The organism is Bifidobacterium saguinibicoloris (assembly GCF_019331725.1).
Classification (GTDB): domain Bacteria; phylum Actinomycetota; class Actinomycetes; order Actinomycetales; family Bifidobacteriaceae; genus Bifidobacterium; species Bifidobacterium saguinibicoloris.
Genome location: NZ_JAHBBF010000021.1, coordinates 1 through 17,409, shown reverse-complemented (window position 1 = coordinate 17,409; position 17,409 = coordinate 1). Strand labels below are relative to the sequence as shown.

Genomic DNA, 17,409 nt, shown 5'->3' with positions numbered 1-17,409 from the left:
CCGCGCCCGCCCGGACAGGACGGAATCAAAACGGGACCAGGACGGGGAACGCGCCGGAACGCACCTATCGGGCCAGTGGCAGGACGAGACTGAACGTGCTGCCCTGGCCGGGAGCGGACCACACCGTGACCGTGCCGTGGTGCGTCAGCGCCACATGCTTGACGATGGACAGGCCGAGCCCCACGCCGTCCGCGGTGCGCTCGCTCTGGTCCACGCCCCGGTAGAACCGCTCGAAGATGCGCGACTGCTCCGATTTCGCGATGCCCTTGCCCTGGTCGATGACGCGGATCACCGCATGCGTGCCCGTCTCGTCCAGACCGGACGACACGCTGACCACCGCGCCACGCGGCGAATAGGCGATGGCGTTCTCCACCAGCTTGGTCACGGCCGTGCGGATCTGCCCCCGGTCGCCGTTGATGACGAGTTTCCCGTCGCCCTCGACGCGCAATCCCACGCCCGCCCGCTCCGCCTGGGGCATGAGCGGCGCGGTCACGGCCTTCAGCTGCTCCATCACGTTCAGACGGTTCGCGGCGGACGGCGTGATCGGCTCCTGCGCCTTGATGAGCAGCAGCAGATCGGAGACCATATGGTTGAGATGGTTGCTGGCGGTACGCACCTCGCGCGCGTCGGCCCGGACCTGCTCCGGATCCGGACGCTCATGCTCCAGCCGGTCCGCCAGCCGCCCCAACGCCTTCGTCGGCTCCAGCAGCTGCTCGGACACGTTCACGATGAACGAATCGCGGATCTGCGCGAACCGGACGGTCTCGCTCACGTCGTCGAACAGGACCACGACGAACCGCTCGTTGACGCGTCCCACCGTCACCTTCAGCCAGTTCGGCCGCTTCACGCCCTTCGCCGACGTCCCCTCGCCGTCGTCGGACGCACGGGACGAGACGAACCGCTCGGGGGTCTGCGTCTCCAGGTCGAACCGGCGCCTGCCGCCGTGCTCGCGCACGGCGTGCACCGCCTCGAGCACCTTCGCGTCGACGATGCGGTCGTCCTCCATGATGCCGAAACGGTAGGCCTGCGGGTTCGCCCGCACCACCTCGTCGTCGGTGTCGACCACCAGGGACGCGCTCGAAAGGATGGAGAGCAGCGATTCGGCCGACGCGTCCAGGCCGTCGTCCACGTCGTCGTCCGCCTTGGAACGGCGCCAGCGCCGCAACCTCCCGCCCACGTGGTTGCCGAGCCATTCGACGAGGGACGCCCCTCCCAGCAGACGCTCCACCACCGGTTCGATGTGGTCGATGAGGAACAACGCCACGGCGAGGACAATGGCGACGCCGATCACGCCGAACACCGAGGAGACGATGAACGACGGCACAGGGGAATCAAGCATGGGCCCCATTCTCCCACAGCGGACATCGACATGACGGCGACATGCCGGGAACCTGAATGGAAGGTGAACGGCTCCGTGAACGCTCGACCAACTTCAGATGGCGATTTCGCTACGTTGTCGAAATTGTGAGGCGGGAATAATACACTGGTACAGGTTGCTGTAGGAGTTTCACGACCAGAAGATGAAAGGCTGAAATGACAATGCGCGTTATCTTTAACGAGGAGATGAAGGCCGTCGCCGACGACCTCGACCGCATGGTTCAGGGCGTGCGCAAGTCCATCCGTGGAGCGGGAGACGCCCTGCTCAAGCAGGATGTCGAAGCCGCTCAGAGCGTTATCGACGGTGATATCGAACTCGACGCCCTCGAGGAGAGCGTCATCGACCAGTGCGTCAAGCTGCTCGCCAAGCAGACCCCTGTCGCCACCGACCTGCGCATCGTCGTCTCCACGATGCGTCTGGCCACCACGTTCGAGCGTATGGGCGATCTCGCCAAGCACGTGGCGGAGACCTCCCGCCGCGCCTACCCCGCCTCCCCGCTGCCCGACGTGGCCAAGGAGACGTTCCAGCAGATGCAGGACTTCCTCGACAAGACGTCCGACGACCTGGTGAGCATGCTCGCCGACCGCGACGCCAAGACCGCCGAGCGCATCATCGCCGGCGACGACGAGCTGGACGCCCTGCACCACAAGACCTTCGAGCTGGCGCTCGACGAGAACAACGACATCACCCGCCAGCAGATCGTCGACGTGGTCCTGCTGGGCCGCTTCCTCGAGCGCCTCGGCGATCACGCCGTGTCCGCCGCGCGCCGCGTGGTGTTCATCGTCTCCGGTTTCGACCCGTCCAAGGAGCCGAGCCGCGACGAGGACGGCGCCATCGAGTGAACCGTCCACGAGCGGCCGGGCTTTCCGGCAGCTCGTGACGAACCGGACATTCCGGCATAACCGAAGACTTCTCCCCGAGGGGAGACCCGAAACGACGCAACGGCCCTGCACGGGTCTTGCGTCGTTTTGTTTGTATGGAATCATTGCGCATACATCTTGCAACACTTTAAAGAACAGCGACGGGCTCGGCATGGCATAATAGTCGTAATCGGCATTGACGCCGAGTCTTCGACAGCGAGGTTGACATATGAACACCTTTCGCCATCATATGACCCGCGCAGCCGTTGTTAATCCACTTTCTTCCACCCCCAACGGTTCGTTGATGAATCATGGAAGAAATAGAAGCGCCATCGGATCACCGACATCATATGACGTCACCTACGTGAAAAGCTGCTACTGATGAACACGAACCATGTCATAAAACGCGTGATGCTACGCACCGTGCCACTGATCATGCTCTGTGGAGCGCTACTCGCAACTGGGTATCTCATGTCTTCGCACCACGAGCCCACGTCACACGTCATACAGGCGGATTACCCGCAATACGCCACCCTGTCGGAATCCGTACAGGCGGCTGACGTCATCATAGTCGGAACCGTTCTTGAGTCCAGGGAGGAATTGTCATATCCGCACATCGACACGACCAATGGCGATGCCGCAACGAATCCGCAATATGGCCTTGCACGCCAGGCAATCAACAAGGACGCTCTGGCGGTACCGGTCACCGTGACCGATGTGAGGGTACTCGAGGTACTCAAAGGAGCCGTCACACCGAACGAGGTCATCGCAATCACACAAGTAGGCGGACACATCGACGGGCAAGAAGTGCGCGAGGAACACACGGTACTGCTCAATGAGACGGACCACAACGAATTCCTATTGCTGCTGCATACCTATAACGATGAAAGCTACGACGCGATCAATCCACAGGACGGCGTGCTGGCCGTTGATGACCATGGAACCGTAAGCCGTCTATCATCCGTCCCGATCCAAGGCGCATCAATCGGTTTGACGCTGGACGACTACCGTAAGGAAGTTCAGAAGGCCGCATCCTGACACGATAATCAAGACCGTCGATTGGTTCGGCGGAGTGCCGATCCCCTCAGCACAACCAGCACGATTGTAATGACACGGGCATCGCATATATGACGACAGGGGCATCCCGAATGCATTCGGGATGCCCCTGTCGTCATATCGATCCGCCGAATCCGCTACATCGGACCGACAATCCGATCGGACCGGCGGACCGGAAGGCTCACTTCTGGCCCTGGGCGGCGACGGCGGCGGCACCGGCGGCGGCGGCCTCCGGATCCAGGTACTCGCCACGCGGCTTGATCGGCTTGAAGTCCTCGTCCAGCTCGTAGAGCAGCGGGATGGCGGTCGGGATGTTGACCTTGGCGATCTCCTCCTCGGACAGGTTGTCGAGCATCTTGACGATGGCACGCAGCGAGTTGCCGTGGGCGGCGATCAGGACGGTCTTGCCGGCCTTGAGCTCGGGCTCGATGGCGGACTTGAAGTACGGCTCGACGCGCTTGACGACGTCGGCCAGGCACTCGGCCTCCGGCACCGGGTCGCCGGTGTAGCGCGGGTCGTGGTTCTGCGCGTACTCGTCGTTCGGATCGATCTCCGGCGGCGGAGTGGCGTAGGAGCGGCGCCACAGCATGAACTTCTCGTCGCCGTACTCCTGACGGATCTCCGTCTTGTTCTTGCCCTGCAGGGCGCCGTAGTGGCGCTCGTTGAGACGCCAGTTGCGCTCGACCGGGATCCACAGGCGGTCCGCGGCGTCCAGCGCGATGTTGGCGGTGTTGATGGCGCGGCGCAGCAGGGAGGTGAACACGATGTCCGGAAGGACGTTCTTCTCCTTGAGCAGCTCGCCGCCGCGCTTGGCTTCGGCTTCACCCTGCTCGGTCAGCGGGACGTCGACCCAGCCGGTGAACTGATTGGTTTTGTTCCATGCGCTCTGTCCGTGACGGAGCAGTACTAGTTTGTAAGACATACGGCCAGTCTACCGCCCCGGTATGCCGGACACGAGTAGCCGTTCCATGTTTTTTCGCCGACGTTCGGGCGATGTTCACCCGTCGGCGCCCGTCCGTCGGCGCCGGACCTCCCGGGCATCCGCCGGATTCACGCCCCCATCAGGTAGGCGCATCCGAAGACCAGCGCCACCGCGGGCGAAAGCAGCCCGGCCATCGGCAGCGCCCTGCGGTACGCGCCACCGCGCAGCGCGCGCACCGCGGCCACACACAGCGCGATGGCCGCGCACAGCATCGCCGTCCCCGCGAAGGCCGCGGTCACATCCCACCACGGCATGCCGGCGCACGCCACGTGCCCGGTCGTGTCGGACGCGCCGTCGAAGACGGTGCCGCAACGCGGGTCCGCCGCGAGCCGCGCGACCCGGATGAGCGGCGCGTAGGAGACGTACGACATCGCCGCCATCGCCGTGGGGACGATCAACGCCGCTTCGGCGGCCACGAGACCGCGGCCGCGGCCCAACCGCACCATCCACGTGCGTTTGCCGTGGAGCGCGTCGTCGTCGACGTCGCGCAGATTGTTGACGCACAGCACGCCGACGGCGACGAAACCGAGCGCGACGGCGGTCCAGACGACGAGGAACGGCACCTCGTCGGACAAAGCGTACGACGTGCCGCACGTGGCCACGAGGCCGAAGAACACGAACACGGCGAGCTCGCCGAACCCGTGGTAGCCGTACGGATGGCGACCACCCACATAGCACCAGCCGGCCACGATGCAGACGAAGCCGAGCGCGATGAACCACCAATGCCCGGTGAGGACGGTCACGGCGAGCCCGCACACGCAGGCGAGCGCCGCGCTGACGCCGGCGGCGAGCAGCACGCGCTTCGGCGAGACCAGACCGGAGGCGGTGAGACGCCGCGGCTTGCCGCTGACCGCCTCGTCGCCGCCGCGCGTCTCGTCCGCGCCGCGGATGCCGTCGGAGTAGTCGTTGGCGAGGTTGGCGGCGATCTGGAGGAACAGGGCGACGCCCACGCACAGCAGCGTCACCGCGGCGTACCAGCCGGGCGAGGTGAGGCACCGGCCGTAGTCGCCGTACGGGTATGGGGGTCTGCCGCCGACCACCGGACACGGCCGGTGCAGGTACGAGCCGCCCCAGACGCCTTCGAACACGGTGCTCCACATCGCCATCGAGGCCGCGACGACCGGCGAGACCGCGAGCGGCAGCGTCTTCGGCCGGATCGCGCCCAGCCATGCCTTCCACATTCCGTTACCCATGGCCGCCAGTCTAGACGCCCGTGCCGTCCGTCCGCCCTCATCCGGAAGGCGGAACGCGGCGACGCCGCGGCCCGTCCGAACCTGCCGTCCGGACCTACCGTCCGGATTCGTAGCGTTCCAGCATGCGCCGCGTCGCGACGATGGCCTCCAGGTCGTCGTCGCTCAGCCATGCGTGCACCCGTTCCGTCCTCACGCGCAGCGCGAAGTGGCCGTCGTCGTCGAGGGCGGCGTCGCAGGCGCGCACGTAGTCCTCGATGGTCGGACGCGGCGCGACGGTGTCCGCGACGTCCGGCATGCCCGCCGCCCGTCGCAGGGCGTCCGTCTCGAGATACGTGCTGCCGTCGCTAGGTACACGCAGCAGCACCAGCCCGTCGACGCCCGTCATGGCGCCCGGTGTGAAGACGTCGTCGCGGAACGAGTCGGTCTCGGCGTGGTCGGGGTCGCCGTCCTCGTCGGCGGTGGAGTGCGGCCGTCGTCCCAGGATGCGCAGACGCACATCCTCCAGATAGGGCCGACGGTCGCCGCCCGAGGAGGAGCTGTCCGCACCCAGATGGACGACGGTCCCGTGCGCGTGGGACATCACGATCCGGTCCTTGAGCAGGTCGCGTTCGATCACGTCCTCGCGCGGCGGGTACGTCCGGCGCGCGTCGTCGCCCGAGGCGGCGGCCGATGCGCCGACGACGTCGGTGCCTCCCGCCGCCAGCCGGTGGACCAGACGGCGCATGTCCTGCTGCCGCCGTTCGAACGGCGTGATTTCCTGGGGGCTCGTCTCGCGGGCGAAGCGGTGGTATACGCCGTCCGCCTCGATCGCCATCACGATGCGCCCGTCGAGACGGGCGAGCACCACGTCGAATTCCGTGTTGGACGGGTCCTTGAAATGGTGGAAGCCTTCGTCGACGTCGGCGAGCGCGGTGCCGTCCGGCAGCAGCACGTCAGGCCATTTGACGGTGTGCAGCAGGACCAGTCTGTTGTGCTCGGCGATGCGGGCCGCCGCGGCCAGCACGATGTTCTCCGGCGCGTATTGCGTGGACCGTTGCCGGTCCCGGCGCTCCAGCGATCGGACGACCGCGCGGTCGCGTTCCTGCACGGCGGGGCGGATGTCGAAGATCGACCGTACGCGGGAGCGGATGACGCCGAAGTCCGGCTCGAGGTTCCGTCCGGCGGCGTCCACCGGCGCGTTGGCGGCGATGTAGTCGGCGAGCTTGCGGATGAACATCTGCTGGTTGCGCCGGTCGTGGCTGCGTTCGTCGGCCGGCGCGTTCGCCGGCACCTCGCCTCCGGTGAGCCGTCGTTGCAGCTCCCGTGACATCAGCGTGGTGGAGGCGATGACGCGCAGCTCCCGTTTGGCGCGGGAGACGGCCACGTTGATGAGGTGCCGGCCCTGCGACCATGGCCATTCCCAGTTGCCGTCCTCCACCGGCAGGAGGTAGACGATGTCGAAGCCCTGTCCCTGCGATTTGTGGATGGTGAGGGCCTGCGCCCGTTCCGTTCCGTCGCGCGTGGGACTGCCTCCGCCGGCGGGGGCGTCGCCGTCGCCGTCATTGTCCTTGGTGCCGTCCAAGCGTTCGGTCGCGATGTCCTTGCCGTCGACGATGCCTTGGAGTTCGCGTCGCAGCAGTCGTTCGAGCCATTCCTGCTGCCCGCGGAACGGCGTGAGCAGGCAGACCGACAAGGGCCTGCCCGCGTCGGCGCCCTCCTTGAGCCGGCGTTTGAGGTAGGGCAGTTCCTCCATGCGGAAGACGGTCAGCTGTTTGTCGTTGACCGAGCTGGACCGGCGGCCACCTCCCGAGCCTTTGCCGTCCTTGCCGTCCTTGCCGCCGGCGCTTCCGAGCCAGGAGCCTTCGCGGTAGTCGCCGTCGTACCAGCGCAGGGCGAGCGGGAAGGCGGGGTCGCCTTCCCTCCGTGGTTTGGCCGGTTTGAGCACGCCCCGGTAGACGTATTGGTTGCAGAATTCGATGATGGCGGCGGGGCACCGGTAGTGTTCGGTCAGCGTGGTCGTGACGTCGGTGTCGATGTCGGCGACGGCCGTGCGGGCATTCCCCGCCGTGCCGTCCGTGGCGGTTCTCGACTCCAGTTCGGCCTTCCTGCGCACGAAGACGGGGTCGAACACCCGGTAGCAGGCCGTCAGGAAGCTGCTTTCCGGGTCGGTCAGGTCGTATGGGGACGTGATCGCGTCGGCGTCGCCTTCGCCCGCCGGCCGGCATACGCGGTGGTGTTCGGCGAGCTCGGTCAGCGTGCCGGCGTACGCGTCGTTCACCACGGGCGGCAGTTGTTCCTCGTCGCCGACGATGACCACGCGTCTGGCGCAGCTGAGCGCCACGATGCCCTGGATCACGTTCGTCTGCGACGCCTCGTCAATGATGAGCAGGTCGTACTTTCGTTCCGCGCCATCGGCGAAGCATTTCTTCAGCGAGTGGATGGTGCTGGTGACGATGGGATACTTTCGGGTGAAGTCGTCGAAGGTGATCTTCGTCTCCGCCCCGGCGATGTACGGTTTGCCCGACTTGGGGAAGTACCGGGCCGTGACGTGTCCGTCCCCGTCCTTCTCCACGCGGGGTTCCGGCTTGCCGAAGACGGGTTCGTCGGTTTCCGCGCCGATGGGGCGCCACGCCCGCCGCACCTGCGTGCTGCCCAACGCGGCGAGCATGGTGGCGGTCACCGCGGCGAGGTCCGTCTCGTCGGGGCCCACGCCGGCGACGGGCGCGCCGGCGCGCCGCATGTACGCCCGGTAGGCTTCCGTCGCCTTGTCCACCACGTTGCGCACGGCGGAGTTGTTGGAGGAGACGACCGCCACGGTCTCCCCTCGTTCGACGGCCAGCGCGATGATGTGCATGATCACTTCGGTCTTGCCGGTTCCCGGAGGCCCTTTGATGATCGACACCTTGTTGTGGAGCGCCTTGTGCAGCGCCTCCCGCTGTTTGCGGTTGAGCCCGTTCGTATCCTGCGGGAAACGGCTGTCCAGTATGGCGTCCTCGCGGCGCGCGTCCGCACGGTAGGTTCCGACGGCGGGCGCGTCATCCAATCGTCCCATGCCGAGGAACGCGACGAGGGGGTCGTCGGTGGATCCGCCCGCGGCGGTCGCCGTCCCGCCGGGACGATGGCCGAGGGCCTTCGCAAGGTCCTGCTCCAGGTAGTCGGTGAAATACCAGGCGAGCGAATAGGAGGACTGCCAGTTCGGGTCTCGGATGCCGGTCGGCGGCTCGAGGTCCTCCGCCTTCCGGCCGGGCTTGGGGCCGAAGCCCAGCACGCATGCCGCGTCGATGAGATAGTCGATGAGTCCGCGTGCGGTGGGCGTTCCGGCGACCAGCCGGGGAAGGGGCCCGTCGCAGGTGTCCCCCACGTCGATATCGGCCATATCCTTGCCCCCTTGCATATCTTCGTCGGGCCGCGGCTCTGCGGCGCCGCGCCGCATATCCCCCCGTTATAGCATGCCGGCACACGGCGATCCAACGGCGCGGGCCGTCGCACCGACGGTCGCCGCGGCGGCGGCCAAAGCGGCACGCCCGCCGAATGCAGACGGCTCCCCTTCCCATGCATGGGAGGGGGAGCCGAACAGCGTGGACGGAACCCCTCAGGGAACCATCCGTATGTCAGTACGTCCGTACGTCAGGCGACGAGCGGCTTGACGAGCGGGAACGTGATGGTCTCGCGGATCGTCGCGCCGGTCAGGGCGATGAGCAGGCGGTCGATGCCCATGCCGGTGCCGCCGGCCGGCGGCATGCCCACGCCGAGGGCCTCGAGGAAGTCCTCGTCGATGTCGCACGCCTCCTCGTCGCCGGCGAGCGCGTCCTTGGCCTGCGCCACGAAGCGTTCGCGCTGGACGATCGGGTCGTTGAGCTCGGAGTAGCCGGTGGCGAGCTCGAAGCCGCGCACGTAGAGGTCCCACTTCTCCACCACGCCGGGCTTGGAGCGGTGGCCCTTGACGAGCGGGGAGGTTTCGACCGGGAAGTCGCGCACGAAGGTGGGCTCGTAGAGCTTGTCCTCGTAGAAGTGCTCCCACAGGTGCTCGACGAGCTTGCCGTGGTTCTCGACCTCGTCGCGTTCCACGCCGAGCTTGTCGGCGATGGCGGCGAGATGTTCGACGGAGGTGCCGGGGTTGTCCGGGCCGCCGTTGGGGATGATCTCCTCGCCGAGCGCCTCGGACAGGGAGTCGTACATGCTCATGCTCTTCCATTCGTCGCCGCCGAAGTCGTATTCGGTGCCGTCGAGCAGGGTGACGGTGGTGGAGCCGAACACGTCCTTCGCGGTGGTCTGCACGAGCTCCTTGACAAGCTGGCCGATGGTGTCGTACGTGCCGTACGCCTGGTACGCCTCGAGCATGGTGAATTCGGGCGCGTGGGTGGCGTCGACGCCTTCGTTGCGGAAGTCGCGGTTGATTTCGAACACGCGGTCGATGCCGCCGACGAGGCAGCGCTTGAGGAACAGTTCCGGCGCGATGCGCAGGTAGAGGTCCAGGTCGAACGCGTTCATGTGCGTGGTGAACGGGCGGGCCGCGGCGCCGCCGTGCACGGTCTGCAGCATCGGGGTCTCGACCTCGAGGAAGCCGTGGCGTTCGAAGGTGTGGCGCAGCGAGGAGACCGCCTTGGAGCGGTTGCGCACCATGTTGCGGATCTTGTCGTCGGCGATCATGCCGATGTACGGCTTGCGGGTGCGGGTGTCCTCGTTGAGCTCCTTGTGCAGGGCCGGCAGCGGCTGGAGCGCCTTGGAGGCGATGGCCCAGTCGGTGGCGAAGACGGACAGTTCGCCGGTCTTGGAGGCGATGACGCGGCCGCGCAGGAACAGGTGGTCGCCGAGGTCGACGAGCTGCTTGAAGCGCTTGAGGGAGTCGGCGCCGATCTCCTTCTTGGAGATCATGCCCTGGATCTTGGTGCCGTCGCCCGCGGCGAGCTGCACGAAGTTGAGGCCGCCGGCGTTGCGGATGAACAGCACGCGGCCGGCGATGCCGACCATGTCCTCGGTCTCCTGGCCGGGTTCGAGCTTGCCGTCATACCTGGCGCGCACGTCTTCGATGGTGTCGGTCACGTCGAGGTGGACCGGGTAGGGGTTGGCACCCTCCTCGAGCATCATGGCGCGCTTGGCCACGCGCATCTGCACCTGCTCGGGGTGGGCCAGCGGGCCGAACTCCTTGTTGGACGGGTCCACGGCGTCGTCCAGGGAGGCGCCCTCCCTGATCTTCTCGCGGATGGCCGCATCCTGCCTCAGCAGCATCTCGGCGCGTTCCACGGTGGTCATCTGGGGAACGGCGTTCTCTTCCCCGTTCGCTTGGGATTCTTGGGTTTCACACATAGCCCCACAGTGTAGCGAGGAGACGATACAGGCTCGGGGCCGCCGCCGCATGCGCCGCAGAATCAGGGAAATCCGCGGTTTTCCGGCGCGACACGCCGAGGTTTGCTTCGCGAACCGAAGCATGTAATATATCCCCCGTTGCCAAACGGGCTGTAGCGCAGCTTGGTAGCGCGCTTCGTTCGGGACGAAGAGGCCGCGGGTTCAAATCCCGCCAGCCCGACAACCGAGGGAACCGCTGAGAAATCAGCGGTTCCCTTTTTTCATATCCGGAAGGGACCCCATGAAGAAGAGCATGCTCAGCCTGCTGGCGCTGGCCGCCGGCGCGTTCATCCTCGGCGCGGCCGAATTCGTGATGATGGGCATCCTGCCCCAGGCGGCGGCCGCCACCGGCGTGGACATCCCAACGGCCGGCAACTACATCTCCGCATACGCCATCGGCGTGTGCGTGGGCACGCTGATCCTCGTGTTCGGCAGGAAGGTGCCGCCGAAGAACCTCATCATCCTGTTCATGGCCATCGCGCTCGTCGGCAACCTGCTGAGCGCGTTCAGCGTGAACGGGGTGATGCTCGTCGCGGCGCGCTTCATCTCCGGTCTGCCGCACGGCGCGTTCTTCGGCACGGCCACGCTCATCGCGAAGACGCTGGCTGAACCCGGCAAGGAGGCGCAGTCCGTCTCCGTGATGGTGACCGGGCAGACGGTGGCGAACATGCTGGGCGTGCCGGCGGGCACGCTGATGGCCGAGTTCCTGTCCTGGCGTCTGGCGTTCGGCATCCTCGCCGCATGGGCCGGGATGACGATCCTGCTCACCCTCGCGTGGATCCCGTTCGTGCCGCCGGTGAAGGACACGGGCATCCTCGGCCAGTTCCGCTTCCTGCGCCGCCGCGGCCCGTGGGTGATCCTCGCGGCCGTGTTCACCGGCAACGCGGGCGTGTTCTGCTGGTGGAGCTACGTCTCCCCCTGGCTGCAGAAGACCGGCGGATGGCCGTCCGCGCTGGTGCCGTTCCTCATGATGCTCGCCGGATTCGGCATGGTGGTGGGCGGCATCATCGGCGGCCGCATCACGGACAACTGGCGTCATGCGGGCACGGCGGCGCTCGGACAGTTCATCTCGCTGCTCGGTCTCGCGATGGTGCTGCTCGTCCCCGGCAACCGTGTGACCACCGCGATCCTCACGTTCTGGATTGCGTTCGGCCTGTTCTTCATCTCCGCGCCGCAGCAGCTGCTCATGACGGAGGCCGGTCAGGGCGGCGGCGAGCTCATCGCCGGCGCCGCCGTGCAGGTGGCGTTCAACTTCGGCAACGCGGTCGGCTCGGTGGTCGGCGGCGCGATGCTCACCACGTTCGCGATGGACTACCGGTTCACCGGTCTGGGCGGCCTGCCGCTGGCGCTGCTGTCCGCGGGGCTGCTGGTCTTCTATTCGTGGCGCTGCGAGGGCGACACCGAGGCGATCCACCGCATGCGCGAGATCGACGTGGAGTGACGGACGGCGTGGGCCGGGGCAATCGCCCCGGCCCACGCCGCATAATCGCCTCTCACTGTGCAATCGCCCACAGACGGAGTAAGTTCACCCTGCGTTCTTCCCGATTGCGCCTGTATTCCATGTTGCGGCCGTAGCGTGGGAGCAGTCCGACGGCCCATGTCCGAAACCGACGAATCCGGGCCACGGACCGCAACGAAGGGAATACACAGTGAAGAGGAACATGCATGTCGCGGCGAGACTGATCGCCGCGGTGGCCGCCGTCGCGACGCTGTCGAGCGTCGCCGTGGCGACCGCCTCCGCGAACGAGCCCGCCTCGCCCGCGGCCTCCGCCACCGGCGTCAGCGCCGGCGGCGCCACCGGAAAGTTCGACGCCACGAAGTACGCGGCCACCAGCGAAGGCCGCTACGACGCCGCGGCCGCCGGGAACGACGTCTCCGGCTATGCTGCCGGCCCCACGGCGCGCGCCGCCAAGCCGAACCTGGTCCAGCTGCTCGGCGAATACGACTCCTATTGGCGGCCAGCCACCGAAACCGACGGCGGCAAGGTGCTCAACAAGACCGTGCTCGACCATGACGACGAATTCGTCCAGCAGATCAACAACGCCGCGGCGGAAGGCGGCGACGGCAAGACCGCCACCGCGCAGCAGCAGCGCGCCCTCGTCGACGCTGACCTGAACGCCGCCGAGACCCTGCCGGACTCCCTGGGCCCGGTGCTCGGCAAGTACTTCTCCGACGGCCTGGCCGACGGCAGCCTGAACAAGGTGTCCGACATCTTCAAGTACGACACCATCTCCACCTCCGCCGCCAAGACGCACTTCCAGCATCCGCGTCCGTTCGAGGACCGCACCGACGGCGGCAGGAACGACATCACCGACATCTCCGCCGGCATCAAGCGCGTGCCCGACTGGACCGACGCGCAGGGCAACACGCACTCCGCCGAATACGACGGCCTCGCCGGATCCGGCTCGTTCCCGTCCGGCCACACCACCGGCGCCTACTCGTGGGGCATCGCGCTGGCCGGCTTGTTCCCGCAGCTCGCGCCCGAGATCCTCGCCCGCACCTCCGAGGCGGGCAACAACCGCATCGTGCTCGGCGTCCACTACCCGCTCGACATCATGGGCGGCCGCATCGACGGCGAAGCCCAGAACGGCTACTACTGGAGCACCTACTACGACCAGTACGTGAAGCCGGCCTCCGACCAGCTGCAGGCGTACCTCGCCGCCAAGTGCGTGGCGGACGGCCACGCCGCCAAGCAGGCCTCCGACTACGCGACCGTCACCGCATGCGTGAACAACCTCGGCGCGAACGCGTCCAACGGCTACACGAACGGCTTCGTCGACGCGGTAAGCAAGCAGACGGTCACCGACCGCAAGTCCGCCATCGCCGTGTACACGAACCGCCTGACCTACGGATTCCCCAAGACCACCGCCGGCACTACGTTCACCGCGCCGGAAGGCTCCGCCGACCTGCTGAAGATCGCCTACCCGAAGCTGCACCGCGACCAGCGCGAGGCTATCCTCGCGAAGACCGCGATCGACGGCGGCTACCCGCTCGACTCCACGTCCGCGGGCTGGCAGCGCATCAACCTGGCCGCCGCACTGAGCGCCACGGTCACGCTGAACGAGAACGGCGACGTCGTCAAGGTCGAGCCGGGCGCGAGCGCGCCGAGCGTGATCGGCGAACAGTACGCCGACAATGGCGGACACCCGGACTCCGACGGCAACGGCTCCACCACCCCGGACCAGCCGGGCAAGGACGCCAAGCAGGTGACCGTGTTCGACATCACCGACTTCCACGGCCACATCGAGACCGGCCAGTGGGTCGAGGCCGCGTACAAGAAGCTCGCCGTCGACCACAACCCGGGCAACAGCGTGTTCGTCTCCAGCGGCGACCTCGTGGGCGCCTCCCCGTTCGAATCCGCCTACTTCCAGGACAAGCCGACACTTGAGATGGCGAAGGCCTGGGGCCTGAGCGTGAGCGCGCTGGGCAACCACGAGCTCGACAAGGGCACGGGCGACTTCAACGACCGCATCGCCGACCCGCAGTACGGCATCGACTGGGTGGCCGCGAACATCTCCGGCGGCAAGCTCACCTCCGAACGGCTCAAGCCGTACACGATCAAGACGATCAACGGCAAGAAGGTCGCGTTCGTCGGCGCCATCACCGCCGACCTCAAGAACGTGGTCTCCCCCAGCGTCATGCAGGGCGTCACCGTGACCGACCCGGTCCAGGCCGTCAACAAGGTGGCCGACCAGCTCTCCGACGGCGATCCGTCGAACGGCGAGGCGGACGCGGTCGTGGCCCTCATCCACGAGGACGCCGACACGATCCGCGACGACGGCGCCGGACTCGACGCCAACGTCGACCTCGTCTACGGCGGCCACAGCCACCGCAACAAGTACGGTTCCACCACGAAGTCCGGCGCGCCGATCATCGAGGCCGGCAGCTACGGCCGGGACGCGGCCGCGCAGGACCTCTTCATCGACGGCACCGGCAAGGACGCGAAGGTCACCGTGCGCAACGCCTCCCAGTACGACGTCACGTTCGTGACGAACAAGGACGGCACCGCGCCGTCCAAGGGCTTCGAAGGCGATCCGAACGGCCCGGCCGCGAAGGTCTACAAGCAGGCCCAGGCGGATTCCGCCGAAGCCGGTGACAAGGTCGTCGGCACCATCGACAAGTCCGCGGACTTCGCGAAGGGCGACTGGTCGGCCGAAACCCAGCTCGGCACGCTCAACGCGGACGCCGCGCTCGAATCCGCGAGGAACACGGAGGTCGGCAGGAACGCCACCATCGGCTTCATCAACCCGGGCGGCCTGCGCACCGACAACCTCGACCCCGACGGGAACAAGCAGATCACCGTCAAGGAAGCGTACGGCATGCTGCCGTTCGGCAACGACAACAGCGTGGTCGACCTCACCGGCAAGCAGCTCAAGACGGTGCTCGCCCAGCAGTGGCAGGAGAAGGACGGCAAGTCCAACGTGGTGCGTCTCGGCATCTCGTCGAACGTGACGTTCACCTACACGCTGACGCCCGACGCGAACACCAAGGTGCCGGTCGCCACCGTCACCGACGTGTACGTCGACGGCAAGCAGATCAAGGACGACGACACGGTCACCGTGGCCGCCAACTCGTTCCTGCTCTCCGGCGGCGACGGATTCACCGGGTTCACCGCGCAGGGCGCGCCGCGCCTGACCGGCACGGTGGACGTGCAGGGTCTCATCGACTACCTCGGCAGGCACAAGGACGTCAAGGGCGACGAATCGCCCGCCGGCGTCCAGCTCAAGTCCTCGTCCGTGGAGAACGGCAAGGTGACGCTCACGTTCGGCCTGCCGGTGTACGCGAACGGCCCGAAGCCGCTCGCCTTGGGCCTGTACGTCAACGGCGTGGACTTCGGCGTCAACGACCTCGGCTCCGCCAAGCCCTCCGAGTTCACCGTCACCAGGACGCTGACCGCGGACGAGCTGGCGAAGTTCGGTTCCGCCATCACCTCCGTCTACCCGCAGATGCTCTACACGCAGGCGGAGATCGACGCCGCCAAGCAGGCGCGCGCCAACGGCGGACAGCCCGGCCAGCCCAGCCAGCCGGGTCAGCCCAGCCAGCCGGGTCAGGGCGGCGAGTCGCAGAACCCGACGCCCGGCAAGGGCGACGGCGGCACGACCACCGGCAAGGGCAAGGCCAACGGCAGGACCGCCGGACTCTCCCGCACCGGCGCATCCGTGGCGGGCATCGTCGCGGTCGTCGTGCTGCTGGCCGCGGCCGGCGGCGCGACCGTCGCCGTGCGTCGTCGTCGGCACTGACAGCGACCGGCCGGGACCTTCCGCAAGGCCCGGACCACAGTCCATCGAGAGCCCCGCTTCGGCGGGGCTCTCCCCGTCTTCGGGCCCGTCCGTGCGGCAACGTCCGTAAAGCGCGCCCCTCGGCGGCCGCCGATGTAACGACACTCACAGCGTGCGCGCGCGACACGCACAGTACGCTGGAGACCGGTATACACGTAGTCGCGATGGAGGGGACGGACGATATGACCGGGAACGTGGCCGCAGGCGCGGACGCCGATGCGTCGCAGGAGACGTCGAAGGACTCGATGCTCGAGGTGGCGTTGGAACGGATGGCGGCGAAGCACGCGCACGACTTCGACAAGCCCGCCGGGACCGTCGCGTCCGTCACAACCGGAACGTCCACGGCAACCGGAACGCCCGCCGACGCTTCCACCTCCGCCTCCGCCTCCGCCTCCCCCGCCCGCACGTTCGACGTGAACGGATTCCTCAAGGGGCTCGACGCGATCTTCGAGGCGCACGACGCCGCCGGGAAGGCCGGCCCGTACCTCGAGCAGGCGGCCGTGGACGCGGAGAACGCGGGCGACGACGCCGGCCTGCTCACCGTGCTCAACGAGACGATGGGCTTCTACCGTTCGCAGGGCCGCCACGAGGAGAACCAGTGGATCGTGCAGCGGGCCATCGAACTGGCCCTGCGCATGGGGCTCGAGGGCTCCGAGGCGTGGACCACCACGCTCATCAACTGCGCCACCGCGATGCGCGCGGCGAAACGCTACGACCAGTCGGAAGACCTGTACGCGCAGGCGCTGGCATGCGCCGAGCGCAACTACGACCCCACGGACCGTCGTCTCGCGGCGCTGCACAACAACCTGTCGATGCTGTACAGCGAGACGGACCGTCCCGGCAAGGCGGAGGCGGAGCTGCGGGAGGCGCTGCGCATCATCGAGGCTTCGAGCGTGGACCCGGACGCGGACATCGATGTGGCGTCCTCGCACACGAATCTGGCGCTGGTGCTCCTCGGCGAGGGCAAGCTTCAGGAGGCGCACCGGCATGCGGCGAAGGCGTTGGAGATCTATGCGAACGGGCATCTGGAGCATTCGGCGCATTTCGCGTCCGCGTTGGCCGGGTTCGCGCAGGTGCTGTACGCGGAGGGCCGCTTCGGCGAGGCGGCGGACCGGTATCGCCGGGCGCTTGCGGTGATCGCCGAGTGCTATGGCACGGACACGGACTACTACCGCATCACCGAGGCGAATCTCAGGGAGGCGGAGGCGAAGGCCGGTTCCGCCGCGTCGGCGTCTACGTCTGGTCCGACGGTGTCCGCGAGCGCGGACGCCGATGCGGACGGTACGTCCGATGAGGCACCCGCCGCGTCGTCCACCCCGTCCGATGCGTCCGCCGG

Annotated in this window: 10 protein-coding genes and 1 tRNA gene; 6 read left to right on the top strand and 5 right to left on the bottom strand. The window is 67.3% G+C overall.

Translation table 11 applies throughout. From position 1 onward, the window contains the following. Positions 1-64 precede the first annotated feature (64 nt). The gene (locus KIH78_RS09870) at positions 65-1,339 is read right to left on the bottom strand and encodes a sensor histidine kinase (RefSeq protein ID WP_219132213.1); all 1,275 of its coding nucleotides are present in this window, start codon (positions 1,337-1,339) and stop codon (positions 65-67) included. Between the two features lie 200 nt (positions 1,340-1,539). Here KIH78_RS09870 and phoU point away from each other — a divergent pair, with 200 nt between their 5' ends. Further along, a complete protein-coding gene (gene phoU / locus KIH78_RS09865) occupies positions 1,540-2,220 on the top strand; it encodes a phosphate signaling complex protein PhoU (protein WP_214314196.1) in 681 nt (226 codons plus the stop codon). Positions 2,221-2,619: 399 nt separating this feature from the next. Then, on the top strand, positions 2,620-3,276 hold the full coding sequence (locus KIH78_RS09860) for a hypothetical protein (protein WP_219132212.1): 657 nt from the start codon (positions 2,620-2,622) through the stop codon (positions 3,274-3,276). 199 nt (positions 3,277-3,475) lie between these two features. Here KIH78_RS09860 and KIH78_RS09855 read toward each other — a convergent pair whose 3' ends face one another. The 4 genes from KIH78_RS09855 to lysS form a co-directional block, all read right to left on the bottom strand. Beyond that, on the bottom strand, positions 3,476-4,216 hold the full coding sequence (locus tag KIH78_RS09855; RefSeq protein WP_034525883.1) for a phosphoglyceromutase: 741 nt from the start codon (positions 4,214-4,216) through the stop codon (positions 3,476-3,478). Positions 4,217-4,344: 128 nt separating this feature from the next. After that, positions 4,345-5,469: a 1,4-dihydroxy-2-naphthoate octaprenyltransferase gene (gene menA / locus KIH78_RS09850; RefSeq protein WP_236034574.1), complete on the bottom strand. Its 1,125-nt coding sequence runs from the start codon at positions 5,467-5,469 to the stop codon at positions 4,345-4,347. A gap of 94 nt (positions 5,470-5,563) precedes the next feature. Next, a complete protein-coding gene (locus tag KIH78_RS09845; protein ID WP_219132211.1) occupies positions 5,564-8,824 on the bottom strand; it encodes an AAA domain-containing protein in 3,261 nt (1,086 codons plus the stop codon). A 251-nt stretch (positions 8,825-9,075) separates the two neighbouring features. Then, positions 9,076-10,755 carry a lysine--tRNA ligase gene (gene lysS, locus KIH78_RS09840; protein WP_219132210.1) on the bottom strand — a complete coding sequence of 560 codons (1,680 nt, stop codon included), beginning with the start codon at positions 10,753-10,755 and terminating at the stop codon, positions 9,076-9,078. 146 nt (positions 10,756-10,901) lie between these two features. Here lysS and KIH78_RS09835 point away from each other — a divergent pair. From KIH78_RS09835 to KIH78_RS09820, 4 genes are all read left to right on the top strand, one after another. Next, positions 10,902-10,975 (top strand) — tRNA-Pro (locus tag KIH78_RS09835). Between the two features lie 60 nt (positions 10,976-11,035). Beyond that, complete coding sequence (locus tag KIH78_RS09830) at positions 11,036-12,235, top strand: MFS transporter (RefSeq protein ID WP_219132209.1); 1,200 nt, start codon at positions 11,036-11,038, stop codon at positions 12,233-12,235. Between the two features lie 208 nt (positions 12,236-12,443). Next, complete coding sequence (locus KIH78_RS09825; protein ID WP_338024142.1) at positions 12,444-16,034, top strand: 5'-nucleotidase C-terminal domain-containing protein; 3,591 nt, start codon at positions 12,444-12,446, stop codon at positions 16,032-16,034. Positions 16,035-16,318: 284 nt separating this feature from the next. After that, the coding region (locus KIH78_RS09820; protein ID WP_420830156.1) for a tetratricopeptide repeat protein at positions 16,319-17,409 on the top strand (1,091 nt) is incomplete at its 3' end.